The following is a 24,842-nucleotide window of genomic DNA, read 5'->3' as shown; positions in this document are numbered from 1 at the left end:
ATTTTATATATTAGCTTTGAAAAATAAAGTTAAAAAAGATATCAACAATTAAAATAAAAAAATATGGAAACAAAATTTATAGATATGATTACAGAAGTCCTAGAAATAGAGGACAGAACAATTGAAATGCAGGATGTTTTTAGAGCATATGATGAATGGGATTCACTAGCGCATTTATCTTTAATTGCAGAAATTGACGATGTGTATGATGTGGTGATAGAAGATGAGACTTTTCAACAGCTCACCACCTTGCAGGCTTTATATACAGAAATTCAAAAAAGAACCAAAGATTAAAAATAGGGTATGCCAAATATTTCTTTTGAAAACATAGGTATTTCGGGTATGGCAGCCGCTGTACCCAAAAATACGATTGACAATTATGCCTATACCGAATTTTTCCCCGCAGAAGATGTAAAGGATATTGTAGATAAGGTCGGGATTAAAGAACGTAGGTTTGCGCCAACAGGTATGTGTTCTTCAGATTTATGTTTTGCAGCTGCAGAGCAACTGATCAATGATTTACAAATTGAGAAGCAGGAGATTGATCTGCTTATTTTTGTTTCTCAAACACCTGATTACCGAATGCCAGCCACTGCGATTACCTTACAACATCGCTTAGGCTTAGGCAAACATGTCGCCGCTTTTGATATCAGTTTAGGGTGCTCTGCTTTTGTATATGGTTTATCAGTTGTCTATGGTTTAATGCAGTCAGGAGGCTTTAGAAAAGCACTTTTATTAGACGGCGAAACACGTTCAAGAGTATATTCTCCTAAAGATAGAAAAACCGCCTTTCTTTTTGGTGATGGAGGCGTGGCAGCCATCATAGAACAAAATAAAAAATTTGGAAAAAGTTATTTTTCTTTAAACTCTGATGGGGCCTTGGCGGATTTAATAAAAATTGATGCAGGGGGCTATCGAAACCCATCATCGGCAGAGACATTAACGGAAAAAGTGGTGGATGAATACGGTAATAAAAGGACAGACGAGCAAGGCTATATGAATGGTGCAGATGTCTTCAATTTTGTGTTAAAAGAAATTCCGAAAAATTTCAAGTCGGTTTTAGCGTTTTCAGGCAATACCAATGAGTCTATTGATTTTAACATATTTCATCAGGCGAATAAATATATGAATTCTTACTTGGCAAAAAAATTAAAATTGGATAGCACTAAAGTACCTTCGTGCATTGCGCAGTTTGGGAATACTTCATCGGTTTCCATTCCTTTAACAATTGTGAGTCAGCTGCAAAATGAATTGAAAGGACCTAAAAAATTAATGTTGTGTGGTTTTGGAGTGGGGATGTCTTGGGCAACAGCACAAATACAATTAGAAGATTGTGTAATTAGTAATGTAGTAGAACTATAATGCAAGAAAACCCATTCAGTCTTTCTGGTAAAAATATAATCATTACAGGAGCCTCATCAGGAATTGGTCAACAATGTGCCATCACAGCAAATAAATTAGGAGCTTTTGTCATCCTTTTAGGGCGTTCTAAAGAAAGGTTACAAGAAACAAGTGTTGAACTCATAAATACTGATTTTTTGATTTTAGCAACCGATATAACAGAGTATGACAAAACCACGGAAGCATTACAAAATTTGTTAGGAAATTTAAAAATAGACGGTATTGTGCATGCAGCAGGAATCTCTACAACACTGCCATTACGCAATATTACACCTGAAAAATTACAACCTTTTTTCGAGACCAATGTTTTCGCTGCGATTCATATGACAAAATTACTCACAAAGAAAAAATTTGCAAACCCAGAAGGCATGAGTATCGTCTTTTTGGCCTCTGTGATGGGTGTTGTAGGTGAGTTAGGGAAAACAACCTATAGCCTTACAAAAGGAGCCTTAATAGCAGGAACAAAATCTTTAGCGTTAGAATTAGCAAATAAAAAGATTAGAGTTAATTGTATTTCACCGGGGGTCGTGGAAACTCCGATGAGTGCCAATGCTGTATATGCCCAAAATCAAGAGGCATACGATAAAATAAAAAGCAAACATCCTATCGGATTAGGAAAAACGGAGGATGTAGCCAATGCCTGTGCTTTTTTATTAAGTGACGGTGCACGCTGGATTACAGGAACCAATATGATTGTGGATGGCGGATACACAGCAATGTGATTTTTTTTAATTTTATACACTAAAGAAACTTTTATTTCAAGTTGATAAAATAAGTATGATCCTGCAATCATTCGTAAATAAAAAATTTAATTCAAACACTTTTTTAATCAAAAGTGCGAATGATCACAAAGATTGTTATCTAATCGATATCGGAAATGCAGAAGATGTTTTGCAAGCAATAGAAGATGATCAGTGCATGAAAGCGATATTTTTAACACATGCGCATTACGATCATGTTTGCGGAATTCACACAATTTTAGAACAATATCCACAATGCATTGTTTTTTGTTCAAAATATACTCAAGAGGCATTGCGCGATAGCAAAATGAATTTATCTTTTTATCAACAAACATCTATCACGTATAAAGGTAAAAACATACAAATTATTGATGAATCGAGTTGTATCAAGCTTTTTGAGGATCTAAACCTTCAAATTTTGGAAACACCGGGTCATAATGAGGGTTGCCTTACATTTAAAATAGGAAATGCTATTTTTACGGGCGATTCTTTAATTCCACACATTCCGATTGTCACAAAATTAAAAACGGGGAATAAAGAAAAAGCAACGCAAAGTGTATTGAAAATCCGTAATCATATAGATTCGGAAGCGATCCTATATCCAGGGCATGGCCCTTCGATAGTAGCAAAAGATATAAATTGGAACTTTTATTTAAAAAATGATAGGCATTGATATCGAGGAAATCGCAAGATTTGAAAGAATGTATGCAAGAAAGCCACGATTAGTAAAACGTTTGTTTTCATTGTATGAGTGGCAATATGCGAATGCTAAATCGAAACCACCTCAAACCTTAGCTGGGTTTTGGTGTGCCAAAGAAGCCGTGGTGAAAGCGGTTTCAGCAATTCAAGTACTCTCTATTCATGATGTACATATTACGCATGCAAGTAACGGAGCACCGCTGGTCACAATTGTCAACCCTCAGTTTACAGATTCATTTAAAGTTCAGGTAAGCATTGCACATTCCAAGCACCAAGCAACGGCAATTGCCATGATTGTATAATCGAAAAGAATTCCTCGATGGGCTGCGCCGGGGTTTCCGTTGAAATTGTCATTCCCGTGAAATTTATGCTCAACTAGATTGGGTAACGGGAATCTAATTAATAGAATTTTGTTTTTCGAGCTTTTTAGGTCAAAGCTTATGCTCAACCTAATTGAGTATGAAACGAGCGAAACCTGCCTGCTGGCATGCAGGTAACTCTATGGGGCTGCCTCTAGGATAGTTCGTTTCAAGAAATTTTTTATTTTCGTCATGTGATAGAAAGCAGCAATTCATTTGATATCGCTGCTAATTTTATTTTATAGCGTCTTGAAAACAATAAAAGTTTCATAGAACTTTATTGCTCTTATAAAGAGATGTGAGCTTCAAAGATTAAAAAATAGGATTAAAACAGTATTTATGCTACGATTTATCAGAGTAATTTTAAATGGATAGCAGAGATTAGCATTCAATTGATTGGCAAATTTTCTGTTTTAAAGAAAAAAAATTAGTGTTGTCCGATTAAAATTAGGTAAAGTGTTTTAAAGTATTGATAGTCTTGATTTTCAAGAGTTTTTAAAGTAGTACACCTTGCTATTAAAACCGCTTTAGAATTTATGATGTATGGGAAAATTTAAAATCGTAATAATATTGTTTTTCAGTTAGTTACATTCAAGTCTTTGTTCTTGATTCTAAAAGCGAAAGCGGTCTTTTTATCTTTTATCGGACAACAATGAAAAAAAATAAATAAATTTGGCACGAATACTTTTATTAAAAATATAGGAATATGAAAAAAATAATACTTATCGGTTGTGGTTCTCATGCTGCAGAATTGGTAGATTATATTGAATACATCAATAAGAATTTAGAAAAAAAAGAATATCATATTAAAGGTTTAATAGACGATGTTGCCGAACAACATACGCATTATAACTATTCGTATGCTTTTCTCGGAAAGATAAGCGATCATCAGGTAGATCCTGAGGTGTATTATTTGATGGGTATTGGTACTATTACGACTAGAATTAAAATTTTTGACCAATTTACATTAAAAGGGGCAAAGTTTACGGGCATGATTCATCCTTCTGCATTGATTTCTGATTCCGCGGTAATTGGAGAAGGTACTGTCATATCGCACAATGCATCCGTAGGACCAAAGGCTGTAATTGGTGCCTTTAATGTGATAAACTCAAGATGTACCATCGGTCATGATGTAACTATTGGTGATCATAATTTTCTGAGTCCACAGGTTGTGCTTGGAGGAGCCGCAGCCATCGGAAATAGTAACTTATTAGGCACGAACAGTTGTGTATTGCCGGCGATTAAAATAGGAAACGATAATAAAATTATGGCAGGAATGGTCATTACCAACAGAGTTCATGACAATGAAACTGTTTTTTTTAGGTACAAAGAAAAATTGATTGTTCGAAAAGAATAATCTTGAAATAAAACAACTACTAAATCGACATCAACTTCTAATTCAAAATAATGTATCGTTCGTTTATTAAAAGAATTTTTGACTTTAGTTTAGGTACAGTCCTATTTATACTGGTTTCTCCTATCATCATCATCACCTATTGTATCCTTTGGAAACAAAACAATGGAAAGGTTTTTTTCTTCCAAGAAAGACCTGGATATAAAACGCGAAAGTTTAAGATTATCAAGTTTAAAACCATGACTGACCAGCGTGATACAAAAGGAAAGTTATTGCCAGATCATCAAAGAATTACAAAAATGGGAAGCATCATTCGAAAATACTCTATTGATGAGTTACCCCAATTGTTAAATGTGTTGAAGGGAGACATGAGTTTGGTTGGACCTAGACCACTATTATTTAAATATATTCCGTTGTACTCTGAAGAACAATTAAAGCGACATGAGGTGCTTCCGGGAGTAACAGGCTGGGCGCAAATAAATGGAAGAAATAGTATTTCATGGACAGAAAAATTTGATTTAGATGTGCACTATGTGCGGCATGTGAGTTTTCCGTTGGATATAAAAATATTATGTATGACTGTGATGAAAGTCGTAAAAAAAGAGGATGTCAATCAGAACAAACAGACCACAATGCTTCCTTTTAATGGTAGTAATTAAGGTTGAAATAAGTTGAAATAAAATTAGTGTAGTCCGATTAAAATTAGCTAAAGTGTTTTAAAGTATTGATAGTATTGATTTTCAAGAGCCTTTAAAGTAGTATACCTTGCTTTTAAAACCGCTTTAGAATTTATGATGTATCGAAAAAATTAAAATCGTAATAAAATTGTTTTTCAGATAGTTAAAATCAAGTCTTTGTTCTTGATTCTAACAGCGAAAGCGGTCTTGTTATCTTTTATCGGACAACAATGAATAAAATAGTAAGAACAAAAACCATGCTAAAATATAAAAGAAGAAAATGTTAACCCTACTCAAAGCAAGTATTCAATTATCAAACTTCTTTGCGATTGTCTTTTTTATATTAGCAATTAGTACTTATTATTTTAGTTTTAAAAAAACAAAGTGGGGGTGGTATCTTTTAACTATTTTATTTTTAGTAGTTTCCACAAAGGCATTTCCAGCAAAGCTCGTAAGAGACTACGAAGCGAAAACACCCATTTGCAATCCAAACAAACTAGAGAAAAAAGAAACCTACTACTTGCATGTTTTAGGATCAGGTTACAGTTTAGATCCTAAGTTACCACCAACTAGTCAGCTTAGCAAAAATACTTTAGCACGCTTAATAGAAGCAATGCGCCTTTCGAAAACACTACAAAACTATAAAATAGTGAGTTCAGGATATTCTAGATTGGGATTAGAATCACAGGCAGCAGTTGTTAAAAGAGCTGCCATTGCATTAGGCGTTCCCACTGAAAACTGTGAAATACTCCCCACACCTACCAATACATCTGAAGAGGTCACTGCCTTTGTCACTAAATTCGGAACAACAAAAAATGTAATTGTCGTTTCAGATGCCATGCACCTGCCAAGGGCCTTAATGCTATACAAAAAAGCAGGGGTCATCGCAATCGGCGCACCCACCAATTTTCAAGTTAAGCAAGGCGCTAATGATGCGAACAATGTATCTTTTCCTTCCATGAGTTCTGTGAATTTAATGAACAGCTATCTGATAGAGCGCTTAAAATATTGGAAAGATGAGCTTTTCACTACTGACTTAAAATAATTTATAGAGTTTAATATTAGTTACTTAGGGGTAAATATATGTGTTTAGTAACGGTTAGCATTCCCGACCTATTTTATTTTTCGTAGGAATTCAAAAGGGATGCAACGGCTAAGTGTCCAAATAGCGCAGCGGTCTGGACACGATAGTGAAATCACTTGTAGAATTCAAGAAAAATAAAAGTAAGTCTTGAGTTTTTGTTACTTTTTGGTCAAGCAAAAAGTAAAAACATAAAAAAAGAATAATACGTGAAAGCGATGATCGAATATGGATAAATCCTTTTTGATTATTATAAGATTGCCACGACGCACCTCTTCACCATGACATTATAAATTTAAACACCAAACCCCGACCTATTTTATTTTTCGTAGGAATTCAAAAGGGATGCAACGGCTAAGTGTCCAAAGCTTGTCCTCAACTTGATTGGGGAACTCAATAATAAGTCTGGACACGATAGTGAAATCACTTGTAGAATTCAAGAAAAATAAAAGTAAGTCTTGAGTTTTTGTTACTTTTTGGTCAAGCAAAAAGTAAAAACATAAAAAAAGAACATTACATTTAATCAATGGATCGAGCCATCTATTTACAAAACCTTTTTGATTATTATAAGATTGCCACGACGCACCTCTTCGCGATGACATTAGAAATTTAAACTCCAAACCCCGACCTATTTTATTTTTCGTAGGAATTCAAAAGGGATGCAACGGCTAAGTGTCCAAAGCTTGTCCTCAACTTGATTGGGGAACTCAATAATAAGTCTGGACACGATAGTGAAATCACTTGTAGAATTCAAGTAAAATAAAAGTAAGTCTTGACTTTTTGTTACTTTTTGGTCAAGCAAAAAGTAAAAATAAAAAAAAGAACATTACATTTAATCGATGGATCGAGCCATCTATTTACAAAACCTTTTTGATTATTATAAGATTGCTACGACGCACCTCTTCGCCATGACATTATAAATTTAAACTCCAAACTCCGACCTATTTTATTTTTCGTAAGAATTCAAAAGAGATGCAACGGCTAAGTGTCCAAAGAGCGCAGCGGTCTGGACACGAAAGTGAAATCGCTTGTAGAATTCAAGTAAAATAAAATTAAGTCTAGATTTTTGTTTCTTTTCATCAATGGAAAAGAAAAGAAGAATAAAAGAAAAATATACTTTTGACTAGTTTATGTAAAAACATTATTAGGGTTTTTTAAACTAAAAGATTGCTTCAATCGTGCCTCTTTCGCAATGACGTGCTGTCCCTGGAACCGTCATTGCTAATAACGAAGCAATCCCATTTTTAGGTATGCTAAATCAAAAGATTGTTTTTTGCTATCTAGGTTCTCGATACAATTCCGATGAGTTCTCGATACAATTTCAATGAGTTCTCGATACAATTCCGATGAAAAATCGGAATCACTCGAACTGACAAAGAATATGATCATTCTTAATAAACCTATTGTCACTTCGAGTGAAATTTCTTTTTCAGAAATTTTGTATCGAGAAGCTTTTAATTTCTATTTACTTCCTTACTTCTAAAAGGTTCTCGATACAATTCCGATGAGTTCTCGATACAATTTCAATGAGTTCTCGATACAATTTCAATGAAAAATTGAAATCACTCGAACTGACACTTGGATTTACTTTAAAAATCGAAATCTAAACTCGACCTATTTTATTTTTCGTAAGAATTCAAAAGGGATGCAACGGCTAAGTGACCAAAGAGCGCAGCGGTCTGGACACGATAGTGAAATCACTTGTAGAATTTAAGAAAAATAAAAGTAAGTCTTGACTTTTTGGTGAAGCCTGTGCTGAGCTAGATTCAGTATTCATCAATGGAAAAGAAAAGAAGAATAAAAGAAAAATATATTTTTGACTAGTTTATGTAAAAACATTATTAGGGTTTTTTAAACTAAAAGATTGCTTCAATCGTGCCTCTTTCGCAATGGCGTGCTGCCCCCCTAGAGCCGTCATTGCTAATAACGAAGTAATCCCGTTTTTAGATATGCTAAATCAAAAGATTGTTTTTTGGTATATAGGTGCTCGATACAATTTCAATGAAAAATTGAAATCACTCGAACTGACAAAGAATATGATCATTCTTAATAAACCTATTGTCACTTCGAGTGAAATTTCTTCCAATTCGAGTGATTTATTCGATTAAAATAAGAATAAATTATATCGAGAATATAAATTTTGTATCGAGAAGCTTTTAATTTCTATTTACTTCCTTACTTCTAAAATGCTCTCGATACAATTTCAATGAGTTCTCGATACAATTTCAATGAAAAATTGAAATCACTCGAACTGACATCTGGATTTACTTTAAAAATCAGAATCTAAAACCTAAATACTTTTGTTTTTAGAAGGAATTTAAAAGATTGCAATCATACCTCTGTCGTAATGATGTTTAGGTTTTTTTGACGTTCCAAGCCTAGCACTGTTATTAAAAGAAAGGGTAATTAAACTCCAAACCCCGACCTATTTTATTTTTCGTAGCAATTCAAAAGGGATGCAACGGCTAAGTGTCCAAAGCTTGTCCTCAACTTGATTGGGGAACTCAATAATAAGTCTGGACACGATAGTGAAATCACTTGTAGAATTCAAGTAAAATAAAAGTAAGTCTTGACTTTTTGTTACTTTTTGGTCAAGCAAAAAGTAAAAACATAAAAAAAGAACGCTATGTCTTAGTGTATAACAGAGCAATCAATTTAAAGAACCTTTTTGATGAATATGAAATTGCTGCCCGTATTTCCCTTCAATAAATTAGAAAATTAAACTCCAATTTTCGACTTATTTTATTTTTCGTAGAATTCAAAAGGGATGCAACGGCTAAGTGTCCAAAGAGCGCAGCGGTCTGGACACGATAGTGAAATCACTTGTAGAATTCAAGACTACCAAAACCAAAATATATTTTGGTTGTAGGTAACTCGCATAGCGAAAAAGTAAGCCTAGATTTTTGTTTCTTTTCATCAATGGAAAAGAAAAGAAAAATAAAAGAAAAATATACTTTTAACTTGTTTATGTAAAAACATTATTAGGGTTTTTTAAACTAAAAGATTGCTTCAATCGTGCCTCTTTCGCAATGGCGTGCTGCCCCTAGAACCGTCATTGTTAATAACGAAGCAATCTCTTTTTTGGATATGCTAAATCAAAAGATTGTTTTTTAGAATATAATAGGTTCTCGATACAATTTCAATGAGTTCTCGATACAATTCCGATGAAAAATCGGAATCACTACCATTGATGTTTTTATTAAATAATTGTTTTTCAGTGATTTAAAGGTCGGTTAAAGTTACTTGTATTTTTACGATTATTTTGCAATTCAGTATATTTAAAACCAATTTACGTCATCTTCTACGCTTGTAAAAATTTTTTTCTTGGGTCTCGAACTGACAACGAATATGATCATTCTTGATAAACCTATTGTCACTTCGAGTGAAATTTCTTTTTCAGAAATTTTGTATCGAGAAGCTTTTAATTTCTATTTACTTCCTTACTTCTAAAATGTTCTCGATACAATTTCAATGAGTTCTCGATACAATTTCAATGAAAAATTGAAATCACTCGAACTGACAACGGATAAATTATGCAACAACTGATTTTAAATGAGCTAAAAATTAAAATTTATAAGTATATATTTCTTGATAAATTTTTATCTCTTGAAATCATATTTTATTTAAATTAGAATTCAATTCATTCAAAATCGTATCTTTGCAAAAAAAAAAAAATAATTCGAATGCAGCAATCTAAAATTTGGCTTTCCTCTCCACATATGGGGGGCAATGAATTAACCTATATTCAAGAAGCATTTGATCATAACTGGATCGCACCCTTAGGACCTAACGTTACTGGTTTTGAGACTGATTTAAAACAGTTTTTACAGACCGAAAAAGAAGTAGGTGCCTTGTCTTCTGGCACGGCTGCTATTCATTTAGGGTTAATTTTGTTGGGTGTAAAAGCAGGCGATGAGGTGCTATGCCAAAGCATGACTTTTTCTGCTTCTGCAAACCCAATAGCATACCAAGGAGCCACTCCTATTTTTATCGATAGCGAAAAAGATACTTGGAATATGTGTCCGGTATTTTTAGAAGAAGCGATTAAAGACCGAATGGCATTGGGGAACAAGCCAAAAGCAATCATCTTGGTGCATTTGTACGGGATGCCTGCAAAAGTTGATGAAATTGTAGCCATCTCAAAAAAATATGAAATTCCGATACTAGAAGATGCGGCAGAAGCTTTAGGGGCTACCTATAAAGGTAAAAATTGCGGTACTTTTGGTGATTTTGGGGTTTTGTCCTTTAATGGAAACAAAATTATCACTACCTCAGGAGGTGGGGCACTTGTTTGTAATACCATAGAAGCCAAACAAAAAGCAATTTTTTTAGCAACCCAAGCGCGTGATGAGGCGCCCCATTATCAGCACTCCCAAATTGGTTATAATTACAGAATGAGTAATATTGTAGCGGGCATTGGTAGAGGACAAATGGCGGTGTTGCCTGCTCATATCGCCTTAAGAAGAAAGATGCATCAATTTTACAAAGATATTTTTAAAAATGTTCAGGGCATACGCGTTTTTGAAGAGCCTACAAATGACTATTTTTCAAACCATTGGTTGAGTTGTATCCTTTTTGAGACCGAAACAGCTCCTTTTACTAGCGAAAAATTAAGAATAGCATTGTTAAAAGATAATATTGAGTCTAGGCCACTTTGGAAACCCATGCATTTGCAACCCATCTTTAGCGAATGTGCTTTTTACGGAACCGATATTTCTGAGAATTTGTTTCAAAATGGGCTTTGTTTGCCATCAGGATCTAATTTATCAGATGCAGACCGAGAAAGAATACGGACATCAATTCAAAAATTATTGTAAGTTTGCAAAAAAATACAATGGTAAGAAAACTTTTCTTAAAAACCTTAAACAAGTACGCTTCAAAATGGTTAGTCCTATGTTTTGATGTTTTATTGGTGTGTATTTCATTTGTATTGGCATACTCCATTCGATTCAATATTAGTTTTAACTTTAATATGGAAAGTTTTATAACTCAACTACCATTGGTATTTGTTGTAGCGCTTTTCAGTTTTCTAGCAGTGGGATCTTATAAGGGGATTATAAGACATACAGGAACTAGAGATGCCTTTAACGTGTTTTTAGGGGTAACGATTTTTACGACTTCTATGATTTTCATCATCTTGGTGAACCAGCTTTTTAAAATATATCCAGGGTTTACCATTCCAAAATCAATCCTTTTAATTCATTATTTACTCTGTGTTTTTACACTCATATTCAGTCGATATGTTTTTAAAGCTTTTTATGAAGTTGTTTCAACAGAAATCGGTGTGATAAAAAACGTCTTAATTTTTGGTGCAGGCGAAGCAGGTATTATCACCTATGGCGCCTTAAACAGGGATCGAAACAATAACTATGCTGTTTTAGGATTTATTGATGACGATTCAAATAAAATTAATAAGAAGATTGATCGTATTAGAATTTATGATTCTAAAAATATTGATAAAGAATTTATTGAAAAATATGATATTGCGGAGGTAATTATCTCCACTCAAAAATTAAAAGCAGGACGATTATTAGAAATTACGGACAAGCTTTTACAATTAAAGGTTGCCATTAAGATTGTACCGCCATTGGCAACATGGATTGATGGAAATTTACAAGCAAACCAAATAAAACAAGTAAATATTGATGATTTGTTGGATCGAAAACAAATTTTAATTGACAATCCGATTGTAAAAAAAGAAGTAAACGACAAGGTGATTTTAGTAACGGGAGCTGCTGGCTCTATAGGGAGTGAAATTTCAAGACAATTAGCATCATACACTTTAAAACACTTGATTTTGGTAGATCAGGCAGAATCCGATCTCTATGATTTACAACAAGAGTTGTTTCAAAATGGCATGACGGATTTTGTGGCTTTAGTAGCCGATGTAAGAGACAAAAATAGGATGCGTGAAATATTCGAAGAGTACCGTCCTGAAAAAGTGTTTCATGCGGCTGCGTATAAGCATGTGCCTTTAATGGAAGATAGTCCTTACGAAGCCGTTAAAGTGAATGTTCTAGGAACAAAAAATATTGCCGATTTAGCCATACAATACAAGGTAGATCGTTTTGTGATGGTCTCTACAGACAAGGCTGTGAACCCGACCAATGTAATGGGGGCAACAAAAAGGGTGGCAGAAATGTATATTAGTTGTGTCAGCAAACATCAAGAAGTCACAAAGTTTACAACGACGCGCTTTGGAAACGTTTTAGGCTCTAATGGATCTGTAATTCCGCTATTTAAAAGACAAATTGAGCATGGTGGCCCTTTAACGGTGACTCATAAAGACATTACGCGCTATTTTATGACCATACCGGAGGCGTGTAGATTGGTTTTAGAAGCAGGAACGATGGGAGTGGGTGGTGAAATTTATATTTTTGACATGGGGAAGTCGGTAAAGATTTATGAGATGGCAAAGCGCATGATTTCTTTATCTGGCTTAAAATACCCTGAAGATATTGATATTAAAATTACAGGATTGCGGCCTGGTGAAAAGTTATATGAAGAACTCTTGGCGGCAGGAGAAAACACTGTAAAAACCTACCACGAAAAGATTATGATTGCAAAAACACAACAGGTGAATACCACTGCAATTTTAGAACTGCTTCAAGAGTTGGTCCTTAAAATAAATAAATTAAGTAACGTAGAGATTGTAACAATGTTGAAGGAAATGGTTCCAGAGTTTCTTTCTAATAATTCTAAATTCGAAAAGCTAGATAAAGTTGGTTAACCCTCAACTTTTTATAGTATTTTCGCAAAAAAATAAGTATGAAGTGTCTTTTAAAAAATGTATTTGTTGTTTTTTTTAGTATTGTTTTCTTGTCGAATTGTGTTTCTAAAAAAAAGATCATATATTTTCAAAATGATGAGATAGACCAAGCAAAGGTTTCTAATAGTTATAAAACCATCATTAAACCTGATGATTTGTTGCAGATTTCGATTACCGCAATCAATACAGCAGCAGTGGCGCCTTTTAATATAACAGCGGGTGTTGGTTCCTTAGGAGTAGGGTCTTCGCAACTAGATTATTTGGTAGATACGAATGGGGAAATCGATTTTCCGGTATTAGGAAAATTAAAAGTAGGTGGGCTATCCCGAGATGAATTGATTCAATTTTTAAAAAATAAATTAGCACCCGATTATGTGTTAAATCCAAACATCAATATCCGAATTTCAAATTATAAGGTAACTGTTTTAGGTGATGTAAAAGGACCCGGAAGTTATCCAGTACCCAATGAAAGAATCACCATTTTGGAAGCCATCGCTTTAGCGGGAGATTTGAATCTTACAGCAATAAGAAATAATATTTTGGTGCAGCGAGAGGAAAACGGTCAGAAAATCCAATATCGTGTGGATTTACTGTCCAAAAATATATTTACCTCTCCGGTATATTACTTGCAACAAAATGATGTGGTGTATGTGGAACCTAATTATGCGAGCATTCAATCGGCATCTGCAAACTCAAATGTGACTTTTTATTTATCCATAGTGAGTCTTTTTGCGCTTTTAATTAATCAATTAAGTAGATAAAAAAAATGCAAGAAAATAAAGAATACATCGCGAGTAATGAAGAGCCAAATACGCTCATAAACCTTAGAGAGGAATTACAAAAATATATTGTTCATTGGATTTGGTTTGTGCTCTCTTTAATCATTGCATATTCTGGGTCTTCTCTTTACCTAAGATATCAAAACCCCACATATAAGGCTTCTGCCTCCATCCTAATCAAGGATAATAATAAATCTGGAATTTCAACCGAATTGAAGGCTTTTGGAGATTTAGGGATTATAGGAAGTGCTTCTGCCAACAATACTGCTAATGAAATAGAAATATTAAAATCACGAAAAATTATAGGATATGTTGTAGATAGCTTACAATTGGATATTACTTATTTTAGCGAAGGGAAGGTAAAGACAACTCAGCTTTATACAAACCTACCTTTTAGGCTGCAATTCATTCAAAATAGGTATGCACGCGATAGAGATACTACTTTTTTAGTTTCTTTAAAAGAAACTAATGAAATTCAATTTTTAAGTCCTGATTTGGAACCCGTTAAGAATGCTACATTCAATCAACAAATAACAGCGGGTATTGGAACCTTTAAATTGGTGAAAACGAAGAATTATAGTAATTCTTTTATGGATCAAGTTGTGACCATTAAAATAAGAAGTAGAGCAAAGGTTGTTAATAGTTTAAAGCAAAGAATAAAGATTAGTTCAATAAGTGAAAACTCAAGTATTTTGAGTTTAGAGTTAACAGATACAGAAAAAGAAAAGGCAATCGCTATTCTAGATGAATTGGTAAATCAGTATAATATAGATGCCATCAAAGATAAAAGTATCGTATCGGAAAAAACAAAGCTTTTCATTGAGGAACGATTGCGGAGTGTAGGAGAGTATTTGGCGATTGCGCAAGATGAGGTGAAGGATTATAAAACAAAGTTTGGGATTACAGAATTATCATCAGAAGGCGCTATGGTGCTTGGTGCGTTAGCGAGCAACAATCAAATGATTATGGGACTTGAAAGTCAATTAAGTTTGGCAAGTTGGATTCAGAAAAAACTAACCAAAGAGTCTCAAGAAAATGAGGTTCTGCCCAATAATTTTGGCTTTACAGATGCAGGCATAGCTGCCTCAATTTCGAGTTACAATGCATTGGTGTTGGAAAAAAATAACTTAGAGATTACAGCGGGAGTTCTTAATCCTCGATTAATTGAAATAAAAACTCAAATTACAACGCTAAAGAAAAATTTATTAGCGAGCCTTGGGAATTTAAAAAAATCATTGGAAATTCAATTGAATGAATTAGAGTTGGAAGCAAAAAGGACGAATAGTAAAATTGCGGATATTCCTGTTATCGAGAGGGAAATGATTGATATAGAACGAAGGAAATTAATCTATTCAGAATTATATTCTTACTTATTAACCAAAAAGGAAGAAACAGCCATATCCTTAGCGGTTACGGTATCCAACGCAAAAATTATTGATTATGCCTATAGCAATGGATCTGAGGTTTCACCGGATAGGAGAAAAATAAAATTAGGAGCAATGGTGTTCTGTTTTTTAATTCCTTTTGGTGTTATTTTTATACAAAGCTTGTTAAATAGCAAGGTACATTCACGAAAGGATATTGAAGATGTATCCAATATTCCTTTTATCGGAGAAATTCCACATTCTAAAACCGATGCGAAAGTGGTGATAGAAGAACATGCAAGAACAGATGCGGCAGAATCTTTTAGATTGATTCGAACCAATTTAGATTTTATATTACCGGATGCCTCAGAAAGTGTGGGGAAAGCTATTTTAGTAACCTCTACAACCAGTGGAGAAGGGAAGTCTTTTATTGCACTGAATGTAGCTGCCGCGATTGCTTTATCGAAGAAAAAAGTAATTTTAGTAGGTTTGGACTTGAGAGCACCGAAAATATCCAAATATTTAGGACTTCCGGAAAGAAAAGGGGTGACTAATTATATTACAAATAATGATGTCTCTATCAATGATATTAAATTCTCCACTCCAGATATTAAAGGGTTGGATATTATTTCTTCGGGAGTGATTCCACCAAACCCTGCAGAATTATTATTAAGTAGTAAGGTAAAAGAATTGATAGATACCCTTAAAAAGGAGTATGATTTTGTAATTATTGATACAGCACCTGTAAATTTAGTTTCAGATACTTTGCTATTGGCTAAAGATTCAGATATGACCATATATGTGTCAAGAGCGAATTACTCAGAAAAGACTGCTATAAAGTTTGCTCAAACGCTTTATGAAGAGAAAAAGCTACCAAATATGACCATGGTTTTAAACGACACCAATACGAAAAAAGGGTATGGCTACGGTTATGGTTATGGCTATGGTTATGGTTATGGTTATGGAGCTGGTTATGGTTACGGTTATGGAGTGGAAACCAAGAAACCTTGGTATAAAAGAATATTTTAATAAAACTCACTTATTAGTAATAGCCATACGATATATTCGAAATTTTAATCGGAAAGAATTCCTCGATGGGCCGCGTTGGGGTTTCCGTTGAAATTTTCATTCCCGTGAAATTTATGCTCAACTAGATTGGGTAACGGGAATCTAAATAGTTCGTTTCAAGAAATTCTTTATTACTTATTTCAGAAACTTTTTGTTATTCAATAATAAGTGCTCAATACGTTTTAAATTCTTTTGAGTTCCTATTTTGGGTAATACTTCTAAATGGTTTAGATGGTGCGTGTCACTTCCTACAAAATCATATAGATTTTCTTGAAGTAATTTTTTAGCAATGTTTTGAACATATTTGCCATAATGCTCGGTTAAGGACAATAAATTTAATTGAAATAGACATCCAGCATTCTTTAGTTTGTAATAAGTTTGAAAGTCGTGATGGTAGGAGAAATAGCGCTCAGGATGCGCTAAAATGGGCTTGTATCCTTTTAGTTGTAATTGAAAGAGTACGTCATAGAGCTGCAATGGCGGGCTGTAGTAAGACATTTCTACCAATACTAAATTGTCTTTAAGGGTTAATAGGGGCTCTTTTTCTAAAATCTCCATAAATCTTTCATCTATCATATATTCGGCAGCTGCCGTAATAGAAAGGTCCGTTAGATTTCTTTTAAATAACTCATCCTGAACCAATTGTAATTGCTGCTGTATAATTTTTGGTGTATTCGGGTACACATTCCCCAACACATGGGGCGTGGTGATAAAATGTTTGATCCCATAAGAAGACATTTTCAGAAGCAAAGCGATGGTTTCATCCATATTTTTAGCGCCGTCGTCAATACCGGGAAGCAGATGGGAATGCAGATCGACATATCCTTCAGGGAAAAATTGATGTAATGGAATTTGCTTTTTCTTGAAAAAGAACATGTTTTGAAATTTCTTGTAAATTTACAACTTTTCTTGGGATACTATAAAAGCATAGCGCACTTTAAACGGAGCGGTTTATGGAAAAAACCTTTAGACCTGGATGTCAGGTTGCCCGCAGTCGAAACCTAATGTCACTTCGAGTGAAATTTCTTTTTCATAAATTTTGTATCGAGAAGCTTTTAATTTCTATTTATTTCTTTACTTCTAAAATGTTCTCGATACAATTTCAATGAGTTCTCGATACAATTTCAACAAGTTCTCGATACAATTTCAATGAAAAATTGAAATCACTCGAACTGACACCTGGATTTACTTTAAAAATCAGAATCTAAAACCTAAAAAATTTTGTTTTTAGAAGGAATTTAAAAGATTGCAATCATACCTCTGTCGTAATGATGTTTAGGGTTTTTTGACGTTCCAAGCCTAGCACTGTTATTAAAAGAAGGGGTAATTAAACTCCAAACCCCGACCTATTTTATTTTTCGTAGCAATTCAAAAGGGATGCAACGGCTAAGTGTCCAAATAGCGCAGCGGTCTGGACACGATAGTGAAATCACTTGTAGAATTCAAGTAAAATAAAAGTAAGTCTTGACTTTTTGTTACTTTTTGGTCAAGCAAAAAGTAAAAACATAAAAAAAGAACGCTATGTCTTAGTGTATAACAGAGCAATCAATTTAAAGAACCTTTTTGATGAATATGAAATTGCTACCCGTATTTCCCTTCAATAAATTAGAAAATTAAACTCCAATTTTCGACCTACCATTGACGTTTTTATTAAATGATTGTTTTTCAGTGATTTAAAGGTCGGTTAAAGTTACTTGTATTTTACGATTATTTGGCAATTCAGTATATTTAAAACCAATTTACGCCATCTTCTACGCTTGTAAAAATTTTTTTCTTGGGTCTCGAACTGACAGGGTGTGTAATCAGTCTTAATAAACCGATTGTCACTTCGAGTGAAATTTCTTTTTCAGAAATTTTGTATCGAGAAGCTTTTAATTTCTATTTATTTCTTTACTTCTAAAATGTTCTCGATACAATTTCAATGAGTTCTCGATACAATTTCAATGAAAAATTGAAATCACTCGAACTGACAGGGTGTGTAATCAGTCTTAATAAACCTATTGTCACTTCGAGTGAAATTTCTTTTTGAGAAATTTTGTATCGAGAAGCTTTTAATTTCTATTTACTTCTTTACTTCTAAAATGTTCTCGATACAATTTCAATGAGTTCTCGATACAATTTCAATGAAAAATTGAAATCACTCGAACTGACACCTGGATTTACTTTAAAAATCAGAATCTAAAACCTAAAAAATTTTGTTTTTAGAAGGAATTTAAAAGATTGCAATCATACCTCTGTCGTAATGATGTTTAGGGTTTTTTGACGTTCCAAGCCTAGCACTGTTATTAAAAGAAGGGGTAATTAAACTCCAAACCCCGACCTATTTTATTTTTCGTAGCAATTCAAAAGGGATGCAACGGCTAAGTGTCCAAATAGCGCAGCGGTCTGGACACGATAGTGAAATCACTTGTAGAATTCAAGTAAAATAAAAGTAAGTCTTGACTTTTTGTTACTTTTTGGTCAAGCAAAAAGTAAAAACATAAAAAAAGAACGCTATGTCTTAGTGTATAACAGAGTAATCAATTTAAAGAACCTTTTTGATGAATATGAAATTGCTACCCGTATTTCCCTTCAATAAATTAGAAAATTAAACTCCAATTTTCGACCTACCATTGACGTTTTTATTAAATAAATTGTTTTTCAGTTATTTAAAGGTCGGTTAAAGTTACTTGTATTTTTACGATTATTTTGCAATTCAGTATATTTAAAACCAATTTACGTCATCTTCTACGCTTGTAAAATTTTTTTTCTTGGGTCTCGAACTGACATCGGACTGACAGGGTGTGTAATCAGTCTTAATAAACCGATTGTCACTTCGAGTGAAATTTTTTTTGAGAAATTTTGTATCGAGAAGCTTTTAATTTCTATTTATTTCTTTACTTCTAAAATGTTCTCGATACAATTTCAATGAGTTCTCGATACAATTTCAATGAAAAATTGAAATCACTCGAACTGACATCGAATATAATCATTCTTAATAAATTATAAACCTATTGTCACTTCGAGTGAAATTTCTTTTTCGGAAATTTTGTATCGAGAAGCTTTTAATTTCTATTTATTTCTTTACTTCTAAAATGTTCTCGATACAATTTCAATGAGTTCTCGATACAATTTCAATGAGTTCTCGATACAATTTCAATGAAAAATTGAAATCACTCGAACTGACACCAAAGGTAGACACTCCAATATAAACCTATTGTCACTTCGAGTGAAATTTCTTTTTCGGAAATTTTGTATCGAGAAGCTTTTAATTTCTATTTATTTCTTTACTTCTAAAATGTTCTCGATACAATTTCAATGAGTTCTCGATACAATTTCAATGAAAAATTGAAATCACTCGAACTGACACCAAAGGTAGACACTCCAATATAAACCTATTGTCACTTCGAGTGAAATTTCTTTTTCGGAAATTTTGTATCGAGAAGCTTTTAATTTCTATTTATTTCTTTACTTCTAAAATGTTCTCGATACAATTTCAATGAGTTCTCGATACAATTTCAATGAAAAATTGAAATCACTCGAACTGACACCAAAGGTAGACACTCCAATATAAACCTATTGTCACTTCGAGTGAAATTTCTTTTTCAGAAATTTTGTATCGAGAAGCTTTTAATTTCTATTTATTTCTTTACTTCTAAAATGTTTTCGATACAATTTCAATGAAAAATTGAAATCACTCGAACTGACACCTGGATTTACTTTAAAAATCAGAATCTAAAACCTAAAAAATTTTGTTTTTAGAAGGAATTTAAAAGATTGCAATCATACCTCTGTCGTAATGATGTTTAGGGTTTTTTGACGTTCCAAGCCTAGCTCTGTTATTAAAAGAAAGGGTAATTAAAATCTAAACTCGACCTATTTTATTTTTCGTAGGAATTCAAAAGGGATGCAACGGCTAAGTGTCCAAAGCTTGTCCTCAACTTGATTGGGGAACTCAATAATAAGTCTGGACACGACAGTGAAATCACTTGTAGAATTCAAGACTACCAAAACCAAAATATATTTTGGTTGTAGGTAACTCGCATAGCGAAAAAGTAAGTCTAGATTTTTGTTTCTTTTTATCAATGGAAAAGAAATTAGAATAAAAGAAAAATAAACAAGCAATATAACCTGCAAACTTGTCACTTCGACCAAAGGAGAAGTCGTATAAAGAAGCGCACACAAAGTTTAGTACTCTTACGTTTGCTAATAACGAAGCAGTCTCATTTTTATGAATGCTAAATCAAAAGATTGTTTTGTGCATATAGGTTCTCGATACAATTCCGATGAGTTCTCGATACAATTTCAATGAAAAATTGAAATTACTCGAACTGACACCTGGATTATTATTGACGTTTTTATTAAATAATTGTTTTTCAGTGATTTAAAGGTCGGTTAAAGTTACTTATATTTTACGATTATTTGGCAATTCAGTATATTTAAAACCAATTTACGTCATCTTCTACGCTTGTAAAAATTTTTTTCTTGGGTCTCAAACTGACAAATAATATCTTCTAAATGTTGAGGAGAAAACAATTGCAGTAAAGAATAGATTTGTATACCCAGTTTTCTTGCGATATCTTTGAAACTAAAATAGGAGTTATGATTTTAATTGCAGACGGAGGTTCTACCAAAGCAGATTGGATTGCGATCAACAGGGATCAAAGTGAGGCGTTTAGGGTAAGAACGTTAGGGTTGAATCCTGCGGTGATTCCTGAAGAGGAATTAGAAGATAGAATTGTACACGTTTTCCCGTTGGTCAAAGTAAAAGATGAAGTGACGGAAATCTATTTCTATGGAGCTGGATGCGGCACTCCGAAGCCTTTAGAAATTCTTAAAAATATTTTACAGACTATTTTTGTCCATGCAAAAGTACAGGTGGCAGAAGACATGTTAGGTGCCGTATATGCTGCTACAGGTGCAGATCCAGCAATTGTCTGTATTTTAGGAACGGGCTCCAACAGCTGCTATTGGGACGGAGAAAAGGTGCACATGAAAACGGCGTCTTTGGGATATATGCTGATGGATGAAGCCAGTGGTAATTATTTTGGGAAGCTTTTACTCAGAGCCTATTTTTACAATACAATGCCCCCACATATTGCCAAAAAATTTGAGGAAGATTTTAATTTAGATGTTGATGATATCAAGCAAAATTTATATCGAACAGCGAATCCAAATAGGTATTTAGCTTCTTTTGCAAAATTTATGTTCGATTTTAAAGAAGAGGAATACATCAAATGCATGATTGAAAAGGGTTTTCAAGAATTCTTTAAGTACCGAATTTTACCATTCAAAAAAACAGCAGCAACACCATTATACTTTATCGGCTCGATTGCTTTTTACTTTAGAGAAATTTTAGAGAAAATAGCAAAAAAGAATCATTTAGAAGTTACAGACGTAATTCAAAGACCTATTGATAATTTATTAGAATATCATAGAAAAAAGATTAATCAATAAGCGCTAGAACTCTTTCTAAATGCATCCCTCTAGAACCTTTTACTAAAATTGTGGCATTGTCTATCGGATGTTGTTTTATAAATGCTTCGAAATCCTCATAATTTTTAAATCGATTTTCTGTAGTTTTTGTTTGATAAAAATTTTCGCCCACAAAATATTGATGTTTAAAATTATAAGCATGCGCTAAGTTCACAATTTCTTGATGCTCAAAAGCAGCATCGTTACCAAGCTCGAACATATCACCCAAAATAATTACTTTTGGGTCGGATTTTAGAGCAGCAAAACTTTCTAAGGCTGCCCGCATACTTGACGGATTTGCATTATAAGCATCTAAAATAATTGTATTCTTTTTTGTTTCAATGATTTGAGAACGATTATTCGTTGATACATAATTTTCGATGGCTTCTTTAATGGCTTCTTGGGGTACTTTAAAATAGGTACCAATCGTGATGGCCCCTGCAATATTGGTAAAATTGTATGCGCCAATTAAATTGCTCTGAATACGCATGTTTTTATAGGATACTTCGACAAATGGATTGACTCCTAAAAATCGAATATATTCTGTATTAAAAGAAACAGATTGTATGTGTTTGGTTTTTTCAACTTGAATGGGATCATCTGGGTTGATAAAGGCAATCTTAGAATGTTGCTGTAAGAACGTATAGAGTTCACTTTTTCCTTTGATGACCCCTTCAACACCCCCAAAACCTTCTAAATGTGCTTTTCCAAAATTTGTGATGTATCCAAAATCAGGTTCACAAATACCACATAAAAATTCAATTTCCTTTTGATGATTTGCGCCCATTTCTACGACAGCTACTTCGTGCTCTGGTTTCATGGAGAGCAGGGTTAGGGGCACTCCGATATGATTGTTTAAATTGCCTTGAGTAGCAATCGTGTTATATTTTTTACTCAAAACAAGCTGTATCAATTCTTTGGTGGTGGTTTTTCCATTACTACCCGTAAGACCAATCATAGGAATGTTTAATTGCTTTCTATGATAATTGGCTAATGCTTGCAGTGTTTGTAATACATTATCAACCAAAATAATATTGGTGTGGGTTGTATACTTTTCTTCATCTACAATCGCATACGAAGCTCCTAACTCTAATGCTTTTTCTGCAAATTGATTCCCGTTAAAATGCTCTCCCTTTAGGGCAAAAAATAAGGTATTCTTTCTTATTTTTCTAGTATCCGTATCTACCATTAAATGGTATGTATAAAGTTGGTAAAGCGTTGCTATTTTCATTTTTTGCCTATAAAAAAGCCCCATTATCAAGAAATAATGAGGCTATAATCTGTAAAATTTTATATTATCGAATTAAGCTTCGAGCATTTTTTTTGCCAGTTCCCATAGGACCAACTTTGTCAGATACACATCTAAACCCAATAAAGTTTGTTGCCATATATTCTGGTAAATACCTTCTTTGAGCTGGATCTAACCAATATTCTCTATCAGACCATGAGCCACCTTTATAAACTCTCGTTTGATTACTGATTAAAGTCGTTCTTTCTTTGGTATCATTCACTAAAGTAACAGCACCGGTTTCAGGATCTACTTCTTTCGTTGGCTTTTTTGGAGAATTGTACATTCTGTTTTTCTCCTCTAATTGATCTTCATCCATTTCATAAAAACGAGAAGAGTTTAAATCACCATCTCCAAGATTAGAGTTATCAGCGACCATAAAATTTCTTCTTAAGGTAGTATCATCTTTGGTAATAGGAATATATTTTATCGTATTTGGTAATTGCTTTGGTATAATTTTACCATTTGGTAAGGTATCATATTCTACTTGCGCTTCTTCATCATTAGCAGCAATAACCACGTTACCTTCTGCGTCAATCATCTTTTTTGTAAAAATATTACCTCTAAAATAATTAAAATCATTGGCTTCACTATCAATAATAGGTCTGTAAACATCGGCTACCCATTCTGCAACATTACCAGACATGTCATACAAACCAAATGCATTAGGAGGATATGACTTTATTTTATTAGGAATGTCAGCACCGTCTGAACTCCAGCCAGATAAACCACTATAACCTCCAGGTCCTTGTTTAAAATTGGCGAGATGATCTCCTCTAAATCTTCTACTTTTAGATCTCGAATATTTACCATTCCAAGCATATTTTTTTCTACCTCTAATATTATTGTATTCTCTATTTTCAATATTCGCCTTGGCAGCAAATTCCCATTCAGCTTCGGTAGGAAGCCTAAAACGCTGTGCTAAAATACCATCGGCATTACTTATTTTTCTACCTTCAAAATCATCTTTACCAGCTCTTGCTTCTCCTTTTGCTCTTATAGTTCTTCCAACGCCTTTTTTGTATACGGTAGAATCTCCATCGAACAATTTAGAAGCATCTGTTAGAAAGACATCTGTATCAAAAAAAGGTTTTATAGAATCCATTTCAAATATATTCTTAATATGCCCTTTGTCAATCAATGTTTTTAAGTTGACGGCATTGGTACGCCATTTACAATATTCATTTGCTTGTAACCAACTTACACCTACAACAGGATAATCTGCATACGCTGGGTGGCGAAGATAGTTTTCTGATAAAATATCGGTATTTCCTAGACTTTTTCTCCAAACCAAGGTGTCTGGTAAAACGGAAGTATAAATATGTTTGTATTTTTCTTCTGATGGCGGAAAAACATCTTTCATATATTGTACATATAAAAAATATTCAGAGTTAGAAACTTCAGCTTCATCCATATAAAAAGAACGTACATGCATTTTTATAGGAGTCGTGTTCCAATCAAACATCACATCATCTTGTACTTGTCCCATTGTAAAAGAACCTCCTTCTACCCCCACCATACCTAATGGTGGTTCTTGATCATTAAAGGAATTACCTCTAATATAATTACCATTTTTGGGGTCATTAAAAGATAAACCTGTTAAGCTAGATGTGCTTTTATTTGATCTCTTGCAGTTTGCCAATAATAAAATGGTTAAGGCTACTAAAGTTATTTTAAATATCTTTTTCATTCTGTAATTTAAAATTGATATGTGTGTTTAAATAAGGATGCAATTTACAACAAATATATTTTCTTACAAGAAAAATATAAATTTTTAACGGATCCGTTTTTCTACTTAGTTTCAAAACG

At 33.5% G+C, this 24,842-nt stretch carries 16 protein-coding genes; 13 read left to right on the top strand and 3 right to left on the bottom strand.

What is annotated here, in order from left to right:
* Positions 1-63 precede the first annotated feature (63 nt).
* The 12 genes from K8354_RS09600 (at position 64) to K8354_RS09545 (ending at position 16,252) form a co-directional block, all read left to right on the top strand.
* Positions 64-294, top strand: coding sequence for an acyl carrier protein (locus tag K8354_RS09600; protein WP_223439158.1), 231 nt, complete (start codon positions 64-66; stop codon positions 292-294).
* 9 nt (positions 295-303) lie between these two features.
* The gene (locus K8354_RS09595) at positions 304-1,362 is read left to right on the top strand and encodes a 3-oxoacyl-ACP synthase III family protein (protein WP_223439157.1); all 1,059 of its coding nucleotides are present in this window, start codon (positions 304-306) and stop codon (positions 1,360-1,362) included.
* On the top strand, positions 1,362-2,123 hold the full coding sequence (locus K8354_RS09590; protein WP_223439155.1) for an SDR family NAD(P)-dependent oxidoreductase: 762 nt from the start codon (positions 1,362-1,364) through the stop codon (positions 2,121-2,123). Before K8354_RS09595 ends, K8354_RS09590 begins: the two co-directional genes overlap by 1 nt.
* Before the next feature lie 55 nt (positions 2,124-2,178).
* Positions 2,179-2,814 (top strand): MBL fold metallo-hydrolase, encoded by a 636-nt coding sequence (locus tag K8354_RS09585; protein ID WP_223439154.1) that lies wholly within the window; start codon positions 2,179-2,181, stop codon positions 2,812-2,814.
* Positions 2,801-3,142: a holo-ACP synthase gene (gene acpS, locus K8354_RS09580; protein WP_223439153.1), complete on the top strand. Its 342-nt coding sequence runs from the start codon at positions 2,801-2,803 to the stop codon at positions 3,140-3,142. The genes K8354_RS09585 and acpS overlap by 14 nt, the downstream gene beginning before the upstream one ends.
* 763 nt (positions 3,143-3,905) lie before the next feature.
* The gene (locus tag K8354_RS09575) at positions 3,906-4,556 is read left to right on the top strand and encodes an acetyltransferase (RefSeq protein WP_223439152.1); all 651 of its coding nucleotides are present in this window, start codon (positions 3,906-3,908) and stop codon (positions 4,554-4,556) included.
* Between the two features lie 50 nt (positions 4,557-4,606).
* Entirely contained in the window at positions 4,607-5,212 is a 606-nt protein-coding gene (locus tag K8354_RS09570; RefSeq protein ID WP_223439151.1) for a sugar transferase, read from the top strand.
* Between the two features lie 298 nt (positions 5,213-5,510).
* Positions 5,511-6,275: a YdcF family protein gene (locus K8354_RS09565; RefSeq protein WP_223439150.1), complete on the top strand. Its 765-nt coding sequence runs from the start codon at positions 5,511-5,513 to the stop codon at positions 6,273-6,275.
* 3,719 nt (positions 6,276-9,994) lie between these two features.
* Complete coding sequence (locus K8354_RS09560) at positions 9,995-11,128, top strand: DegT/DnrJ/EryC1/StrS family aminotransferase (protein WP_223439149.1); 1,134 nt, start codon at positions 9,995-9,997, stop codon at positions 11,126-11,128.
* 17 nt (positions 11,129-11,145) lie between these two features.
* Positions 11,146-13,041: a polysaccharide biosynthesis protein gene (locus K8354_RS09555; protein ID WP_223439147.1), complete on the top strand. Its 1,896-nt coding sequence runs from the start codon at positions 11,146-11,148 to the stop codon at positions 13,039-13,041.
* Positions 13,042-13,079: 38 nt separating this feature from the next.
* On the top strand, positions 13,080-13,841 hold the full coding sequence (locus K8354_RS09550; protein WP_223439146.1) for a polysaccharide biosynthesis/export family protein: 762 nt from the start codon (positions 13,080-13,082) through the stop codon (positions 13,839-13,841).
* 5 nt (positions 13,842-13,846) lie between these two features.
* Positions 13,847-16,252 (top strand): GumC family protein, encoded by a 2,406-nt coding sequence (locus K8354_RS09545; RefSeq protein WP_223439144.1) that lies wholly within the window; start codon positions 13,847-13,849, stop codon positions 16,250-16,252.
* Between the two features lie 174 nt (positions 16,253-16,426).
* Here K8354_RS09545 and K8354_RS09540 read toward each other — a convergent pair whose 3' ends face one another.
* Positions 16,427-17,167, bottom strand: coding sequence for a tyrosine-protein phosphatase (locus tag K8354_RS09540; protein ID WP_223439143.1), 741 nt, complete (start codon positions 17,165-17,167; stop codon positions 16,427-16,429).
* A 3,705-nt stretch (positions 17,168-20,872) separates the two neighbouring features.
* Between K8354_RS09540 and K8354_RS09535 the strand changes: the two genes are divergently transcribed.
* Positions 20,873-21,727 (top strand): N-acetylglucosamine kinase, encoded by an 855-nt coding sequence (locus K8354_RS09535; protein WP_223439142.1) that lies wholly within the window; start codon positions 20,873-20,875, stop codon positions 21,725-21,727.
* On the opposite strand, the gene K8354_RS09530 is transcribed toward K8354_RS09535, so the two are convergent.
* Both K8354_RS09530 and gldJ read right to left on the bottom strand, forming a co-directional pair.
* Complete coding sequence (locus tag K8354_RS09530) at positions 21,717-22,976, bottom strand: UDP-N-acetylmuramoyl-tripeptide--D-alanyl-D-alanine ligase (protein ID WP_223439141.1); 1,260 nt, start codon at positions 22,974-22,976, stop codon at positions 21,717-21,719. The two genes, K8354_RS09535 and K8354_RS09530, sit on opposite strands and share 11 nt — an antisense overlap.
* A 64-nt stretch (positions 22,977-23,040) precedes the next feature.
* On the bottom strand, positions 23,041-24,723 hold the full coding sequence (gene gldJ / locus K8354_RS09525) for a gliding motility lipoprotein GldJ (protein WP_223439140.1): 1,683 nt from the start codon (positions 24,721-24,723) through the stop codon (positions 23,041-23,043).
* Positions 24,724-24,842: the final 119 nt, after the last annotated feature.

The organism is Polaribacter litorisediminis, from assembly GCF_019968605.1.
Lineage (GTDB): Bacteria > Bacteroidota > Bacteroidia > Flavobacteriales > Flavobacteriaceae > Polaribacter > Polaribacter litorisediminis.
The sequence above is the reverse complement of the archived record's forward strand: the minus strand, read 5'-3'. Positions and strand labels throughout refer to the sequence as shown.